Genomic DNA, 15,915 nt, shown 5'->3' with positions numbered 1-15,915 from the left:
CGGCGTCCTCGTTCGACACGGGACAACCGTAGCGGCGGCGGCCGCGCGCGTGACGGGGGCACCTACTCGTCGTTAACCGGAACGACAGGCGGCCCGTGTCGGACGTAGCGGGGGTAGGCAAGGCGATGGCTGGATCGCGACGGCAGCTGCGGGGCAGGCAGGCCGGTGTCGGGGGCGTTGCGATCGGGGTGGTCGGATGTCTCTGGGTCGCTGGCTCCGGGTGTTCCCCCAGCGGGGCCGTGACCGGGGGGCCGCCCGCCGGGGACCCGGTCGAGGTGGTGGAGCGGGCCGCCGACGCGCTGGTCGACGCCCGGAGTTCCAAGGCGCGTACCTCCATGGAGATGGCCACCGGCGGGACCCGGGTGACCATTCGCGGGGAGGGCGTCTACGACTTCGCGCAGCGGATGGGCCGGCTGAAGGTCGTGCTGCCGGAGGATCCGGCGGGGGACAGCGCCCGGCGGCCCATCACCGAGCTGCTCGCGCCCGGTGCGCTCTACATGAAGAACCGAGGAGCCGGCGTGCCCGCCGACAAATGGGTGCGGGTGGACACCGCGACGCTGTCCGACGGCAATCTCGTCACCGGCGGTGTCACCGATCCGCTCACCGCCGCCGAGGTGCTGCGCGGGACGCGGACGGCGACGTTCGTGGGCAGGACGGAAGTGGCCGGGGCGGCGGTGCGGCACTACCGGGGGACTGCGGATCTCGCCGTGGCCGCGCGGCGGGCCACGGAAGCCGACCGGGCGGCGTTGCGTACGGCGGCGAAAGGGTTCGCCACGGCCGAGGTTCCGTTCGACGTCTACCTCGACGACCAGGGGCGGATCCGCAAGATCCGGCACCGGTTCAGCTTTGTGAACGGGCAGCAGGAGCGGCCCGTCGCCGTGGCGTCGACGACCCTGCTGTACGACTTCGGGGTCCCCGCGGACGTACGGCTTCCCGAGGCGGGGGACATCTACGCGGGCCGGATCGCCGAGGAGTGACCGGCGTGAACTAGCCCTTACGTGCCATGCGCGGTCTGTGTCGCGCTCCCTACTCTAGGAAGCCGGTGACGGCAGAGATGAGGTGACGCGCGTGGCTCCGCTCGGCGGTGGGACGGTTCAGGACCACGTGGCCCTCGCCGAGATCGAGCTCACCGGCGAGCTGATGATCGCCGCCTCCGCCGCCGAGGACCGGCTCAGTCTGGAGAGCATCGACCAGGTGCTGAGGGTGGCCGAGGAGCGTGAGGGTTCCGACCTGGGGCCCGTGAAGTCCGGCCGCTGAGGGCCCACGTCACCTGCGCGCGCTCAAGGCCCAGTCACCTGCGCGCGCTCAAGGCCCAGTCACGTGCGCGCGCTGAAGGCCCACGTCATGTGCGCATCATGCGGGCGATCGCCTGCGTCGCCTCCTTGACCTTCGCGTCGATCTCGTCGCCGCCCTTGACGGCCGCGTCCGCGACGCAGTGGCGCAGGTGCTCCTCGAGCAGTTGCAGGGCGAAGGACTGCAGGGCCTTGGTGGAGGCGGACACCTGGGTGAGTATGTCGATGCAGTAGACGTCCTCGTCGACCATGCGCTGCAGGCCGCGGATCTGGCCCTCGATCCGGCGCAGACGCTTGAGGTGCTCCTGCTTCTGCTTGTGGTAGCCGTGGATGCCGCGGTCGTGGTCGGTGACGATCTCCGCCGCGGTGTCCGTGGCGGTGTCCGTCGCCGCGTCCGTCACGTCCGGGGCGGAGGGCGCACCGGCGCCGGCCTCGGTGGTCGTCATGGCGTCCTCCTGATGTTCTGGCCGAGATATACCCCTGGTGGGTATATGGTACCGAACTTTGCTGGGTATAGGCCCCTTGGCCGACCGCCCCCGTGCTCATCACTGTGCCTGATGGGCGACACTGGGGGACGGCCCGTTAGTCGTGGCCGGATGATGCGCCTAGCATCAGCCTGACCGAAACCGATGCACATAGAGGACCCCACGTGCGCTTTCGTCTGACCCCCAGGGAGACGAGCTTCTACGACATGTTCGCCGCGTCCGCGGACAACATCGTCACGGGCTCGAAACTCCTGATGGAACTGCTCGGGGCGGACTCCTCCGCCCGGGCCGAGATCGCAGAGCGTATGCGGGCCGCGGAACACGCAGGTGACGATGCCACGCATGCGATCTTCCACCAGCTGAACTCCTCGTTCATCACGCCCTTCGACCGCGAGGACATCTACTCCCTCGCGTCGTCCCTCGACGACATCATGGACTTCATGGAGGAGGCCGTCGACCTGGTCGTCCTCTACAACGTCGAGGAACTGCCCAAGGGCGTCGAGCAGCAGATCGAGGTGCTGGCGCGGGCCGCGGAGCTGACCGCGGAGGCCATGCCGCATCTGCGCACGATGGACAACCTCACCGAGTACTGGATCGAGGTCAACCGCCTGGAGAACCAGGCCGACCAGATCCACCGCAAGCTGCTGGCCCACCTCTTCAACGGCAAGTACGACGCCATCGAGGTGCTCAAGCTGAAGCAGATCGTGGATGTACTCGAGGAGGCGGCCGACGCCTTCGAGCATGTGGCGAACACGGTGGAGACCATCGCCGTCAAGGAGTCCTGACCCGTCCATGGACACCTTCGCTCTGGTCGTGACCATCGGGGTCGCGCTCTTCTTCACGTACACCAACGGCTTCCACGACTCGGCCAACGCGATCGCGACGTCCGTGTCGACGCGTGCGCTCACGCCCCGGGTGGCGCTCGCGATGGCGGCCGTGATGAACCTCGCCGGCGCGTTCCTCGGGTCCGGGGTCGCCAAGACGGTCAGTGAGGGGCTGATCCAGACGCCCGAGGGGTCGACGGGGATGGGCATCCTCTTCGCCGCGCTCGTGGGCGCGATCGTCTGGAACCTCATCACCTGGTACTTCGGGCTGCCGTCGTCGTCCTCGCACGCACTGTTCGGCGGCATGGTCGGCGCGGCGCTGGCCGGTGGTACGACCGTGTACTGGGACGGGGTGCTGGAGAAGATCGTCATCCCGATGTTCGTGTCGCCGGTGGTGGGTCTGCTCGCCGGTTATCTGGTGATGACGGCGATCATGTGGATCTTCCGGCGGTCCAATCCGCACAAGGCCAAGCGGGGCTTCAGGATCGCGCAGACGGTGTCCGCGGCGGGGATGGCGCTGGGACACGGTCTGCAGGACGCGCAGAAGACGATGGGCATCGTGGTGATGGCACTGGTCATCGCCGATGTCGAGGACTACGGCGACCCGATCCCGGTGTGGGTGAAGATCGCGTGTGCCGTGATGCTGTCCGCGGGGACGTACGCGGGTGGCTGGCGGATCATGCGGACGCTGGGGCGGAAGATCATCGAGCTGGACCCGCCGCAGGGGTTCGCGGCGGAGAGCACGGGCGCGACGATCATGTTCGGCTCGGCGTTCCTGTTCCACGCGCCGATCTCGACCACGCATGTGATCACGTCGGCGATCATGGGTGTGGGGGCCACGAAGCGGATCAACGCCGTGCGGTGGGGGGTGGCCAAGAACATCGTTCTCGGCTGGTTCATCACCATGCCGGCGGCCGCGACCGTCGCCGCGGTCTCCTTCTGGCTCGTCAATCTGGCCTTCCTGTAAGGCGGTTGGCCAAAAACAGCTGTCTCAGCAGCCTCTTCCGTGCCATAGTGGGGCCGTTTCGCGAACATGTGTTCGAGAGAAGGAGGGGGAGCAGCGTGACGATCACCAGGCGCCTGTTGTCCGTGACGGGTGTGGCGGCGGCCGGTGTGGCCGCCGTCGTCCTCGGGGCCACACCGGCCTCGGCGGGGATCAGCAGCTACTACGCCGACACCGTGGCGGCCAGCGGGTATCTGTCGCAGGCCGGCACCATGCGGTTCGACACCAACGGCGACAACTTCAACGCCTGCGACAACTGGTCGGACGGCGCCGGTGTCATCGGCTACTGGAAGGTCGGCAGCACCGGCACGGTCCACTCGCTCTACAACGGCGGTGGATTCGGCACCTGCCGGACGTCCGACCAGGACCTCGCCGAGTCGGCCACCGTGTACATCAAGGTCTGCATCTCGGACAACGGTGACGTCAAGGAGAGCACCTGCAGCTCCTGGGAGAAGGGCTACGCGGACGGCGTTCCGTAAACCCGGACCCACCCGCACCACGCACGAGCCCGCCCCCCGGATTCCGGGGGGCGGGCTCTTTGGTGCCTCGCGGTGGCACCGCCATGCAGCACCGCGAGGGGCTCGAGGGGGCCGGCTCAGCCGAAGCGGCCGGAGATGTAGTCCTCGGTGGCCTGGACCGACGGGTTGGAGAAGATGCGCTCCGTGTCGTCGATCTCGATCAGCTTGCCGGGCTGGCCGACCGCCGCCAGGTTGAAGAAGGCGGTGCGGTCGGAGACGCGGGCCGCCTGCTGCATGTTGTGCGTGACGATGACGATCGTGAAGCGCTCCTTCAGCTCCCCGATCAGGTCCTCGATGGCGAGGGTGGAGATCGGGTCCAGGGCGGAGCAGGGCTCGTCCATCAGCAGCACGTTCGGCTCGACGGCGATCGCCCGCGCGATGCACAGACGCTGCTGCTGACCGCCGGACAGGCCCGAGCCGGGCTTGTTGAGGCGGTCCTTGACCTCGTTCCAGAGGTTCGCGCCCCTGAGGGACTTCTCGACGACGTCGTCCAGCTCGGACTTCTTGTACTTGCCGTTGAGCCGCAGGCCCGCCGCCACGTTGTCGTACACGGACATCGTGGGGAACGGGTTCGGGCGCTGGAAGACCATGCCGACCTCGCGGCGCACGGCGACCGGGTCGATCCCGCTGCCGTACAGGTTCTCGGTGTCGAGCATGACCTTGCCCTCGACCCGGCCGCCGGGCGTGACCTCGTGCATGCGGTTGAGGGTGCGCAGGAACGTGGACTTGCCGCAGCCGGAGGGGCCGATGAAGGCCGTCACCGAGCGGGGTTCGATGGTCATCGAGATGTCCTCGATGGCCAGGAAGGAGCCGTAGTAGGCGTTGAGGCCGCTGACATCGATGCGCTTGGCCATGTGAATCACTGCTTCTTTCGGGTCGCTGACGGTACTGACTCGTGGCCGCGCGTCAGCGACCGGTCTTCGGTGCCTTCCAGCGGGCTATGCCGCGGGCCACCAGGTTGAGGATCATGATGAACGCGATGAGCGTCAGGGCCGCCGCCCAGGCGCGGTCGTAGGCCGCGTCGGAGCCGTTGGTGTACTGCAGGTAGATGTACATCGGCAGCGAGGCCTGCGGGTCGGAGAAGGGGTTGGAGTTGATGAAGTTCGTACCCCAGACCAGCAGCAGCACGGGGGCGGTCTCACCGGTGATACGGGCGATCGCGAGCATCACGCCCGTGGTGATGCCGCCGATGGACGTCGGCAGGACCACCTTCAGGATCGTGCGCCACTTCGGGACGCCCAGGGCGAGGGACGCCTCGCGCAGCTCGTTCGGGACGAGCTTGAGCATCTCCTCCGTGGAGCGGACGACCACCGGGATCATCAGGATGGACAGGGCCATCGAGCCGGCGAAGCCGGAGTAGCCCATGCCGAGGATGAGGATCCACAGGCTGAGGATGAACAGGCCCGCGACGATCGACGGGATGCCCGTCATGACGTCGACGAAGAAGGTGACGGCCTTGGCGAGCCGGCCGCGGCCGTACTCGACCAGGTAGATGGCGGTGAGCACACCGACCGGCACGGAGATCAGGGTGGCGAGGCCGACCTGCTCCAGGGTGCCGAGGATGGCGTGGTAGATGCCGCCGCCGGGCTCGCTGTCGGCGACGACGCCCATCGAGTGGGTCAGGAAGTAGCCGTCGAGGACCTTCACGCCCTGCTTGACGGTCTCCCAGGTCAGGGAGGCGAGCGGGACGACGGCCAGGATGAAGGCGACCCAGACCAGGCTGGTCGCGGTGCGGTCCTTGGCCTGCCGGCTGCCCTCGACCTTGGCGGAGATGGCGTAGGAGCCGAGGACGAACAGCAGGGCGGCGATCAGCGCCCACTGGATGTCGCTGTTCAGGCCGGCCGCGGTGCTGATGCCGAGGCCGGCGGCGACCGATCCGGCGGCGACCGCCCACGCGAACCACTTCGGCAGGGTCGCGCCGCGCAGGGAGCTGACCGGAGGCTTGTCGTGCTGTGTGTGGCTCATGCGTTGGCCCCCGAGTACTCCTTGCGGCGGGCGATGATCAGTCGGGCCGCGCCGTTGACCAGCAGGGTGATGACGAACAGGACCAGACCGGAGGCGATCAGCGCGTCACGGCCCATCTCGGTCGCCTCGTTGAACTTGCTGGCGATGTTCTGGGCGAAGGTGCCGCCGCCCGGGTCGAGCAGGCTGGCGTTGATGTCGAAGCTCGGGGAGAGCACCATGGCGACGGCCATCGTCTCGCCGAGCGCGCGGCCGAGGCCGAGCATCGAGGCGGAGATGACGCCGGAGCGGCCGAAGGGCAGCACCGACATCCGGATGACCTCCCAGCGCGTGGCGCCGAGGGCGAGGGCCGCCTCCTGGTGCATCCGCGGGACCTGGCCGAAGACCTCGCGGCTGACGCTGGTGATGATCGGCAGGATCATGATGGCCAGCAGGATGCCGACGGTGAACAGCGAGCGCGGGGCGCCGTCGTTCCACTCGAGGATGCCGGTCCAGCCGAGGTACTCGTCGAGCCAGCCGTAGAGGCCGTCCAGGTGCGGCACCAGGACGAGGGCGCCCCACAGGCCGTAGATGATGGACGGGACGGCGGCGAGCAGGTCGATCACGTACGCGATGGGGCCGGCCAGGCGGCGCGGGGCGTAGTGCGTGATGAACAGGGCGATGCCGACGGCGACCGGGACCGCGATGATCATGGCGATGATCGACGACACGACGGTGCCGAAGGCCAGGACCGCGATGCCGAACTGCGGCGGGATGCCGCTGGGGTTCCACTCGAAGGCGGTGAAGAAGTTGGCCTCGTCCTTGCTGATCGCGAGGACGGCCCGGTAGGTGAGGAAGGCCGCGATGGCGGCCATGATCACCAGGACCAGGATGCCGGACCCGCGGGAGAGCCCGAGGAAGATCCGGTCGCCGGGGCGGGTGGCGCCGCGGGCGGCGCGCTTCTGCTCGGTCGGCGTGGGCTGGGGGAGCGGGGGAGGAGCTGTCTGCTGTGTCGTTATGTCCATCGGGGTCTCCGGTCTGCGGAGCCGCCGGGGTGGGCGGCTCGGTCGGAGCCGCCCGGTGGCCGGGGGCTCCAGGTGGCGGTGCACCGGACGGTGCGGACCGGCCCCGTCACCGGGGTCGGTCCGCACTCTCGGGTCAGCTGAGGCTCGAGATGGTCTCGCGGACCTTGGTGATGATCTCCTCGGGCATCGGGGCGTAGCCCGCCTCGGCGAGCAGGCTCTGACCGTCCTCGGAGGCGATGTAGTTCAGGAAGGACTTGGTGGCCGGCAGGGTCTCCGCCTTGTTGCCCTTGTCGCAGACGATCTCGTACGTCACCAGGACGATCGGGTAGGCGCCCTCGGCGGACGGGGTGTAGTCCAGCTCCAGCGCGAGGTCCTTGCCGGTGCCGACGACCTTGGCGGCGCCGATGGCGGCGGTGGCGTTCTCGACGGAGGCCTTGACCGGCTCGGCGGCCTCGGTCTTGACGTCGACCGTCTTGATGCCGTCCTTGGCGTAGGAGAGCTCGAAGTACGAGATGGCGCCCGAGGTCTGCTTGACCTGCTGGGCGACACCGGAGGAGCCCTGAGCGGACTGGCCGCCCTTGGCCTCCCAGGCCTTGCCGGGCTCGTACTTCCAGTCCTTGGGCGCGGCGGCCTTGAGGTACTTGGTGAAGTTGTCCGTGGTGCCGGACTCGTCCGAGCGGTGGAAGGCCTGGATCTTGAGGTCGGGAAGCTTGGCCTCGGGGTTGAGCTTCTTGATCGCCTCGTCGTTCCAGTTGGTGATCTTGCTGTCGAAGATCTGGGCGAGGGTGGCGGCGTCCAGGGTGAGGGTGTCCACGCCCGGGACGTTGAAGCCGACGGCGATGGGGCCGCCGACCATCGGCAGGTCGATGCCCTGGCCGCCGGAGCAGACCTTCTTCGACGCCTCGACCTCGTCGGGCTTCAGCGCGGAGTCCGAACCGGCGAAGGCGGTCTGGCCCTGGGTGAACGCGGTGATACCGGCGCCGGAGCCGTCCGGGCGGTAGTTGATCTGCACGTTCTTGCAGGCGGCGGTGTACTGCTTGACCCAGGCGTCGATGGCGTTCTTCTGCGCGGAGGAGCCGGAGGCCTGGAGCTGGCCCTTGGCGTCGCCGCAGTCGATGTTGCCGGCCTGCGCGGTGGCGGAGGCGTCGCCGCTGCCCCCGTTGCCGGTGTCGTCGGAGCCGCACGCCGTGAGGGCCAGGGCGCCGGAGACGGCGAGAGCACCGAGAGCGAGGGCCCGCCGGTTCATGCGCTGAAGCTTCACTTGAGTTCCTTCCAGGAGCCGCCGTCCTGAATTCGGCGGCGTGCGAAGTCTGAGTGACGCGGATGCTTCTTTCTTCGGGCGATCCGCATCGCGTAAGGCCGAAATTAGGCAGAACAGGTGAAGGCGCCGATGGGCGTAAATGAACGGGGGGTGAACCCCTGTGGACGGTGCGGTGAGGTCACGGAACGCTTACGTCGAGGACACGGGTGCGTCGCGTATCCGGCGCAGGGTCGCCAGGAGGGCGGGGACGAGGGCGGCGTCCCTCGGTTCGGTGAGGTGGGGCTGGGCCTGCGACGGTGGGAGCCAGAGGACGCGGTCGACCTCGGAGGTGGGGGTGAAGGTGCCGGATACGGCTTCGGCCGCCCAGTAGCGGACCTGCTTGGGGCGGCCGTTCGCCAGGTAGCGCACGGTGGGCAGCTCGGCGGCCGGTACCGCGGTGTGGCCGGTCTCCTCGGCGACCTCGCGCAGCGCGCCGGCGAGCGGGTCCTCGCCGCGCTTGAGCTTGCCCTTGGGCCAGGACCAGTCGTCGTACTTGGGCCGGTGGACGAGGCAGAGCTCGATCTCGCCGGTCACGGGGGAGCGACGCCACAGGACGCAGCCGGCGGCGTGGACGACGAGGCTGCCGGTGGTGCCCACGGGGTGCCCGCCTTTCTGGAACGTCGCTGACCGGACGTCGCTGTCTGTACGTCGCTGTCCCGAAGCCTGCTATAACGTGCCGATCGCTTCCTTCTGCTCCTTCTGCCAGCTGCGCTGGAACGCGTACCGCGCCGCCTCCACCTCATGCCGCTGGTCGGCGTGCAGCACTCCGAGCGCGTACGCCGTCGCCGGGGCGATCCGCGGGGTGCGGGCGGCCTGCGCCGCCGCTGCCGCCGCCTCCGAGGCGTCGCGGTGCCGGTCGAGGGCCTCGCCCGCGGCGAGCAGACGGAGGTCGACGGGCGGTTCCCCGTCGGTCCGGTCGTGGGCGGCGTACAGCACCTCACGGGCGTAGCGGTGCAGGCGCAGCAGCAGGCGGACCTGGTGCCAGGGGGCGTCCTGCGGGTGCGGCGCCGGGTCCGGGGACAGCCCGTGGATCAGCGCCTCCGCGTTGTACGGGCTGCCGGCGGTGACCAGCGGCAGCGCGGCGATCGCGTCCGCGAGACGCTCCCGCGCGGCCTGCGCCAACGGCCGCAGATCGGCGCCGCCCGCGGCCGGGGCGAGCGGGACCTCGCTGGCCAGGACGGCCACCTTGTCGGCGATCGCGTGGAACCGGGACGAGCCGAGGGCCTGGAGCGCGGTGGAGTGCGCCCGGGTGCGGGCGAGCGTCAGCTGCCGGTCCAGCAGGGCACCGGCCTTGGCCGCGCCCACGGTGAGGTTGGCGCCGCCGGTGGGGGCGGTGGCCGTGCGGGGGGCTCCGGCGGCCGAGCGGGCGGTTCCGGTGGCGGGGCGGGTGGTTCCGGCGGTGGGGCGGGTGGTCCCGGCGGTGGGGTCCGGCGCCGGCTCTGTGCGGGACGTGGCTTCGTCGGGTCGGTGGGTCCGGAGGGCGGAGGCCGTCCGGGCCCCGCGCACCGGGCCGTCCGGGGCGCCGACCGCCCGGCGGGCGGCGGACTGGGACGCGGTGGCGGCGGCCGGGGCGTCCCCGCCCGGGACACCATCGGCCGGCGCCACGCCGTCGGACGCGCCCGGCGCGCCGCCCGCGGCCGCTGGATCGGCGGCGCGGGGGGAACGGTCGGCGGGTCCGCCGGTGCGGCGGCTCGCCGTGCCGGCGGCGGTGCCGAGACGGTCGTCCGCTGTCTCGGCGCCCAGGAAACCGTCGGTGCCCGGGCCGGGTCGGCCGCTCGTCCTGCCGGTGCCGGTGGTGCGCCCCGGGCTGTCGCTGCCGGTGACCGTGTCGATGCGGGCGTCCGCCGTGCCGGCGCGGCCGCTCGTGGCGCCCGCCGGCGTCGCCGTTCCGTCGGACACGGGCCTCACGCGCACCGCACCGACCCCCTGCGGCGGCAACACCGGGGCTCCCGACAGGCGCTGGAGGGCCTGGAGCAGGCGGTCCAGGCGGGACGCGTACGCGTGTTCCAGGGCCAGGGTGCCGGAGACCCAGGCCAGTTCCGGGCGCATGGACTCGGACCAGTCGGGATCCAGCAGGGGCTGGAAGGTGTGCAGGGTGCCGCTGATGCGGCGGGCCGAGCGGCGCAACGCCCGGGCCGCCTCGACGGAGCTCTCCGAGCCGGCCGCACCCGCGCCGGTCTCCCGGTGCAGGCGCAGCGCGCGGAGGAACTCGGTGGCCTGGGCCCGCAGATAGCGCACGAGGGCGTCCGCCGGGACCTGCTGGGCCGAGGGGTCCGTCGGGTCAAGGTGTTGCTGTGCCACGCCGGCGCCTCCGGGCGTCTATGAGCATCTCCTGGATGTTGCGCAGGGGCTGGCCGTCCCCGTCCGTCGCCTGCCGCATCCACTCGCCGTCCGGGCCGAGGTGCCAGGACGCGGTGGTGTCCGACATGCCCGTCTCCAGCAGGCGGTTCAGCGCCGCACGGTGAGCCGGGTCGGTGACGCGGACCAGCGCCTCGATACGCCGGTCGAGATTGCGGTGCATCATGTCGGCGCTGCCGATCCACACCTCGGGCTCGCCCCCGTTGCCGAAGGCGAACACGCGCGAGTGTTCGAGGAAGCGGCCGAGGACGGAGCGGACCCGTATGTTCTCCGACAGCCCCTCGACGCCCGGCCGGATCGCGCAGATGCCGCGCACCCAGATGTCGACCGGCACACCGGCCTGCGACGCCCGGTAGCAGGCGTCGATGACCGCCTCGTCGACCATCGAGTTGACCTTGATGCGGACGTACGCGGGACGCCCGGCGCGATGGTGCTGGGCCTCCTTCTCGATCCGTGAGATCAGGCCGTCCCGCAGGGACTTGGGGGCGACGAGCAGCCGCCGGTAGGTCTCCCGGCGGGAGTAGCCGGAGAGGCGGTTGAACAGGTCGGAGAGGTCCGCGCCCACCTGCGGGTCGGCGGTGAGCAGGCCCAGGTCCTCGTAGAGGCGGGCGGTCTTCGGGTGGTAGTTGCCGGTGCCGACGTGGCTGTAGCGCCGGAGCGTCTCGCCCTCCTGACGGACCACCAGGGACAGCTTGCAGTGGGTCTTCAGACCGACCAGGCCGTAGACGACATGGCAGCCCGCCTCCTCCAGCTTGCGCGCCCACTTGATGTTGGCGTGCTCGTCGAAGCGGGCCTTGATCTCGACCAGGACGAGCACCTGCTTGCCCGACTCGGCGGCGTCGATGAGCGCGTCCACTATCGGCGAGTCGCCCGAGGTGCGGTACAGCGTCTGCTTGATGGCGAGCACGTCCGGGTCGCCCGCCGCCTGCTCGAGGAAGGCCTGGACGGAGGTGGAGAACGAGTCGTACGGGTGGTGCAGCAGCACGTCCCGGCTGCGCAGGGCGGCGAAGATGTCCGGCGCCGACGCCGACTCCACCTCGGCCAGGTCGCGGTGGGTGCCGGCGACGAACTTGGGGTACTTCAGCTCGGGCCGGTCCAGGCTGTGGATGCGGAAGAGGCCGGTCAGATCGAGGGGCCCCGGCAGCGGGTACACCTCGGCCTCGCTGATCTTCAGCTCGCGCACGAGCAGGTCCAGCACCTCGCGGTCGATGGACTCCTCGACCTCCAGGCGCACCGGCGGGCCGAAGCGGCGCCGCATGAGCTCCTTCTCCAGCGCCTGGAGGAGGTTCTCGGCGTCGTCCTCCTCCACTTCGAGGTCCTCGTTGCGGGTGAGCCGGAAGGCGTGGTGCTCCAGCACCTCCATGCCCGGGAACAGCTCCTCCAGGTGGGCGGCGATGACGTCCTCGATGGGGACGTAGCGGCCCGGGGAGCTCTCCAGGAAGCGGGACAGCAGCGGCGGCACCTTCACGCGGGCGAAGTGCTTGTGGCCGGTGACCGGGTTGCGGACGACCACGGCCAGGTTCAGCGACAGGCCCGAGATGTACGGGAAGGGGTGCGCCGGGTCGACCGCGAGGGGCGTGAGGACCGGGAAGATCTGGTGCCGGAAGAGGGTGAACAGGCGGGCCTGTTCCTTCTCGGTCAGCTCGCTCCAGCGGACCAGGTGGATGCCCTCCTCCGCGAGGGCGGGGGCGATGTCCTCGTGGTAGCAGGCGGCGTGCCGGGCCATCAGCTCGCGCGAGCGGGCCCAGATCATCTCCAGCACCTCGCGCGGCTGGAGGCCGGAGGCCGAGCGGGTGGCGACGCCGGTCGCGATACGGCGCTTCAGGCCGGCCACCCGGACCATGAAGAACTCGTCCAGGTTGCTGGCGAAGATCGCAAGGAAGTTGGCGCGCTCCAGCAGGGGCGTGGCGGGGTCCTCGGCGAGCTCCAGGACGCGCTCGTTGAACGCCAGCCAGCTGCGCTCCCGGTCCAGGAAACGCCCCTGCGGCAGCGGGGCGCCGTCGTACGGCGACTCCTCGTAACCGTCGAGGTCCGCGTCGATGTCGGGTTCGAGATCGGAGACCACCGCGGCGACGGTGTGCGGGCGGTGCGCGGCTATGGAGCCCACGGAGGGCTGCGCGTGCTGTACCTGTGCCTGGGCATTCGGCTGGCTCATGGACCCATTCTTCCGCGCCAGCGGCGTCACGGGCGCGTCGGAAAGCGCGGGCGGGAGCGGTGGTGCCCCTGAGGCGTCCCCGTTCCCCCCGGTGCCCCTTCTGGGCGGCGAAGGCTCTGGCGCGGCGGGATTCATTGGGCGAGCGTCGCAAGCCAGTCTGAATCGATGGTTACGGAGACATGACGTGCGGGATAGCGGGGGGCGGCTCGCGGGGTTCCGCACGGACGCGCCCCGCCGCCCGCGAACCCGGACACCCCGGGGCGTACGGGTCCGCGTTTCCGGCGGTACGGCACCGGACCAGGGCGAACGCGGCGGCGGTGGCGAGCGTGGCGGCGGTGGGGACGATGCCGGTCAGCGCACCGGCCCTGGTCATCAGGGCGTGCGGTGCGGTCGCCGCACGGTCCGCAGGAGAGCGGGGCGGCGGGGCACGTCCCCGGCGGCGGTGGCGAGCGCGGCGGCGGGGACGATGCTCATGCGGCGGCTCGCTCGGCCGGTGCCGGGGTGGTCGGCACGGTCCGCAGGAGAGCGGGGCGGCGGGGCACGTCCCCGGCGGCGGTGGCGAGCGTGGCGGCGGGGACGATGCTCATGCGGCGGCTCGCTCGGCCGGTGCCGGGGTGGTCGGTGCGGGGAGCGGGGTCGGCGGTGCGAGGGGGGCCGCGGTGTGGCGGCGTACCAGGCGGAAGGCCGCGTACGTCAGGAGCGCGGCCAGCAGGAGCAGGGCGGCGGAGGCCGTCAGGTGGAGGGGCCAGAAGTGGGCCGCCGGGTGGACGTCGCGGTAGAAGGACACGGCGTTCAGGTCGGCCAGTTCGGCTCGGCAGCCGGGGACGAGGCTGCTGCCGCAGGGGGCGGGGACGCGGTCGCCGGAGGCGGTGAGCACGCCCTCGCCCGCGGCGATGCCGGCGCCCGACGGGCCGTCGCGCAGGCTGCTGAGCCTGGTCACGGTGGGCCACAGGTGCGGCAGCGCGAGATGGACGGCGGTCCACAGCCCGGCGACGGCGACGACCGCCGTGGCGAGCGCGGCGAGCGACCGGCGCAGCAGCAGGCCCGCGAGCCCTCCGGCGGCGAGCCCGGCGAGAGCCAGCGCGACCGGGAGGACGCCGCCCGAGTAGAACGTGGGCATGTCGTACCAGGGCTTGGCGGCGTCGACGCGGCCCTCGCCCGCCGTCCACGCCAGGCGGTGCAGCCAGGCCAGCAGGCCCGTCGAGACGGTGATCAGCAGCGCCGGGAACGCGAGCCGGGCGGCGAGCCAGCGGGCCGGGGAGACGGCCTGGGTCCAGGCCAGCCGGGCGGTGCCGGACTCCAGCTCGCGGCCGGTCAGTGACGCGCCCGCCCACGCGGCGACCAGGAACGGCACGGCGAGCACGGCGGCCGTCGTGTACGTGTACAGGTCCTTGTAGAGCAGGATCGCGTCCTGGTCGTAGGAGCAGCGCGGTGCGAAGGCGCAGGCGTTGTACTCCTTCCACGCCGTCGCCGCCGCGTCGGTGAGCGGGCCCCCGAGCCACAGCAGGGCCGTGCCGGTGGCGATCACGAGCAGCGTCCAGGCGAGCGCGGCCGGGCGGTGCAGTCGCAGCAGCCAGCGCAGTTGACGGGGTGAGGGGTGCCCGGGGGCGGGTGCGGCGGTCACGCGGCGGTCTCCGTGGTGGTGTCGTGGGCGTCCGGGACGAGGGCGGGCGCTTCGGGGCTGCGCAGATAGGACAGGACGAGCTCCTCCAGGGAGGGCGCGCCCGTGCGCCACTGCGCGGGCAGCGGGCCCGCGGGGCGGATCAGCGCGCTGAGCTGGCGGCCGGTGGTGCGGGACTCGACGACCTGGTGCGGGCCGAGCTCCGTCGCCGCCGGGGCGGTCACGTGGGTGTGGGCGGCGAGCAGCTCGTCGATCTCGCCCGCGAGGCGGACCCGGCCGCCGCCGATCAGCAGCAGATGGTCGCAGGAGTCCTCCAGCTCGGCGACGACGTGCGAGGACAGCACGATCGTCGTGCCGTGCGCGGCCGCCTGCCCCATCAGCACGCCCATCAGCTCGTGCCGCGCCAGGGGATCGAGGTCGGCCATCGGCTCGTCCAGGAGCAGCAGCTCGGGCCGCTTGCCGAGGGCGAGCGCGAGCGCCACCCGGGTGCGCTGACCGCCGGAGAGCGCCCGGATCCGCCGGGACGGGTCCAGGTCGCCGCCGGCCACGACCCGCCGCGCGGTGTCCGCGTCCCAGCGGCCGGGGTTGAGATCCGCGCCCATGCGCAGCGTCTCGGCGACCGTGAGCTGCGGGTACAGCGGCTTGGCCTGGTCGACGAAGCCGACCCGGGGCCGGGCGGACGCCGGGTCGGTGCCGAGGACGGCGACCGTGCCCTCGGTGGGGGCCAGCAGCCCGGCGGCGAGCGCGAGCAGCGTGGACTTGCCCGCGCCGTTGGGGCCGACGACGGCGCAGACGCGGCCGGCCGGCAGCCGGAACGAACAGTCGCGCAGCGCCCAGGACGCTGAGCGCCGTCCTCGTCGGCCGAAGCGCTTGCCGAGCGCGGCTGCCTCGAGGGCCGGGTCGGTCATGACGGGTCTCCCTGAGAGGTGGGCTGGGGTGCCGGGAAGTGTGTGTCGAGTACGGCGCTGAACAGGGCTGCCACGTCCTCGCGCTCCAGACCGGCCGCGCGGGCCCGTGCCGCCCAGTCCTCGAGTTCCGCGCGCAGCGGGGAGTCGGCCGGGGCGGCGCCCAGCGAGCGCCGTACGAAGGTGCCGAGGCCGCGCCGGGCCTCGACCAGGCCCTCGCGCTCCAGTTCGCGGTAGGCCTTCAGCACGGTGTTGGGATTGACGGCGGTGGCCTCGACGACCTCCCGGGCCGTGGGCAGCTTGTCGCCGGGCACGAGCAGGCCCAGGCGCAGGGCCTGTTTGGTCTGCTGGACGATCTGGACGTAGGTGGCCACGCCACTGTGCCGGTCGATCCGGTAGTCGACCACTCGGACAACCACCCTTTCACTAATTGAGTAGTGAAAGGGTGGTGCACGGGGTGCCGGAAAGTCAACTGCGATCGTGTGAAC

General features: G+C 71.3%; 16 protein-coding genes. 5 read left to right on the top strand and 11 right to left on the bottom strand.

Annotated features, from left to right (window positions below; all coding sequences use genetic code 11):
• Positions 1-125 precede the first annotated feature (125 nt).
• Both AB0412_RS27055 and AB0412_RS27050 read left to right on the top strand, forming a co-directional pair.
• Positions 126-977, top strand: a complete 852-nt coding sequence (locus AB0412_RS27055; protein WP_366405175.1) for a hypothetical protein — start codon at positions 126-128, stop codon at positions 975-977.
• A gap of 82 nt (positions 978-1,059) precedes the next feature.
• Positions 1,060-1,257 carry a hypothetical protein gene (locus AB0412_RS27050; protein WP_366405174.1) on the top strand — a complete coding sequence of 66 codons (198 nt, stop codon included), beginning with the start codon at positions 1,060-1,062 and terminating at the stop codon, positions 1,255-1,257.
• An 85-nt stretch (positions 1,258-1,342) separates the two neighbouring features.
• On the opposite strand, the gene AB0412_RS27045 is transcribed toward AB0412_RS27050, so the two are convergent.
• Positions 1,343-1,738, bottom strand: a complete 396-nt coding sequence (locus tag AB0412_RS27045; protein WP_366405173.1) for a metal-sensitive transcriptional regulator — start codon at positions 1,736-1,738, stop codon at positions 1,343-1,345.
• 203 nt (positions 1,739-1,941) lie between these two features.
• On the opposite strand from AB0412_RS27045, the gene AB0412_RS27040 reads away from it, so the two are divergent.
• The 3 genes from AB0412_RS27040 (at position 1,942) to AB0412_RS27030 (ending at position 4,083) form a co-directional block, all read left to right on the top strand.
• The gene (locus tag AB0412_RS27040; protein ID WP_028797706.1) at positions 1,942-2,562 is read left to right on the top strand and encodes a DUF47 family protein; all 621 of its coding nucleotides are present in this window, start codon (positions 1,942-1,944) and stop codon (positions 2,560-2,562) included.
• Between the two features lie 7 nt (positions 2,563-2,569).
• On the top strand, positions 2,570-3,568 hold the full coding sequence (locus AB0412_RS27035) for an inorganic phosphate transporter (RefSeq protein WP_366405172.1): 999 nt from the start codon (positions 2,570-2,572) through the stop codon (positions 3,566-3,568).
• A gap of 95 nt (positions 3,569-3,663) precedes the next feature.
• The gene (locus AB0412_RS27030) at positions 3,664-4,083 is read left to right on the top strand and encodes a hypothetical protein (RefSeq protein ID WP_366405171.1); all 420 of its coding nucleotides are present in this window, start codon (positions 3,664-3,666) and stop codon (positions 4,081-4,083) included.
• A 116-nt stretch (positions 4,084-4,199) separates the two neighbouring features.
• Here AB0412_RS27030 and pstB read toward each other — a convergent pair whose 3' ends face one another.
• The 10 genes from pstB to AB0412_RS26980 all read right to left on the bottom strand — a co-directional run bounded on the left by pstB (position 4,200) and on the right by AB0412_RS26980 (position 15,834).
• Positions 4,200-4,976, bottom strand: a complete 777-nt coding sequence (pstB, locus tag AB0412_RS27025) for a phosphate ABC transporter ATP-binding protein PstB (RefSeq protein ID WP_260827962.1) — start codon at positions 4,974-4,976, stop codon at positions 4,200-4,202.
• A gap of 52 nt (positions 4,977-5,028) precedes the next feature.
• Positions 5,029-6,087, bottom strand: a complete 1,059-nt coding sequence (gene pstA, locus AB0412_RS27020) for a phosphate ABC transporter permease PstA (RefSeq protein WP_366405170.1) — start codon at positions 6,085-6,087, stop codon at positions 5,029-5,031.
• Positions 6,084-7,088, bottom strand: a complete 1,005-nt coding sequence (pstC, locus tag AB0412_RS27015) for a phosphate ABC transporter permease subunit PstC (protein ID WP_366405169.1) — start codon at positions 7,086-7,088, stop codon at positions 6,084-6,086. The genes pstA and pstC overlap by 4 nt, the downstream gene beginning before the upstream one ends.
• Positions 7,089-7,221: 133 nt before the next feature.
• Entirely contained in the window at positions 7,222-8,349 is a 1,128-nt protein-coding gene (gene pstS / locus AB0412_RS27010; protein WP_366405168.1) for a phosphate ABC transporter substrate-binding protein PstS, read from the bottom strand.
• Between the two features lie 189 nt (positions 8,350-8,538).
• On the bottom strand, positions 8,539-8,985 hold the full coding sequence (locus tag AB0412_RS27005; protein ID WP_366405167.1) for an NUDIX hydrolase: 447 nt from the start codon (positions 8,983-8,985) through the stop codon (positions 8,539-8,541).
• Between the two features lie 69 nt (positions 8,986-9,054).
• Positions 9,055-10,689, bottom strand: a complete 1,635-nt coding sequence (locus AB0412_RS27000) for a CHAD domain-containing protein (RefSeq protein WP_366405166.1) — start codon at positions 10,687-10,689, stop codon at positions 9,055-9,057.
• A complete protein-coding gene (locus AB0412_RS26995; RefSeq protein ID WP_366405165.1) occupies positions 10,670-12,901 on the bottom strand; it encodes an RNA degradosome polyphosphate kinase in 2,232 nt (743 codons plus the stop codon). The genes AB0412_RS27000 and AB0412_RS26995 overlap by 20 nt, the downstream gene beginning before the upstream one ends.
• 583 nt (positions 12,902-13,484) lie before the next feature.
• Complete coding sequence (locus tag AB0412_RS26990; protein ID WP_366405164.1) at positions 13,485-14,525, bottom strand: ABC transporter permease; 1,041 nt, start codon at positions 14,523-14,525, stop codon at positions 13,485-13,487.
• Positions 14,522-15,430: an ABC transporter ATP-binding protein gene (locus AB0412_RS26985; protein WP_366405163.1), complete on the bottom strand. Its 909-nt coding sequence runs from the start codon at positions 15,428-15,430 to the stop codon at positions 14,522-14,524. The genes AB0412_RS26990 and AB0412_RS26985 overlap by 4 nt, the downstream gene beginning before the upstream one ends.
• Positions 15,427-15,834, bottom strand: coding sequence for a GntR family transcriptional regulator (locus AB0412_RS26980; RefSeq protein ID WP_366405206.1), 408 nt, complete (start codon positions 15,832-15,834; stop codon positions 15,427-15,429). The genes AB0412_RS26985 and AB0412_RS26980 overlap by 4 nt, the downstream gene beginning before the upstream one ends.
• Positions 15,835-15,915 lie beyond the last annotated feature (81 nt).

The organism is Streptomyces sp. NPDC052012 (genome assembly GCF_040689265.1).
Classification (GTDB): domain Bacteria; phylum Actinomycetota; class Actinomycetes; order Streptomycetales; family Streptomycetaceae; genus Streptomyces.
The sequence above is the reverse complement of the archived record's forward strand: the minus strand, read 5'-3'. Positions and strand labels throughout refer to the sequence as shown.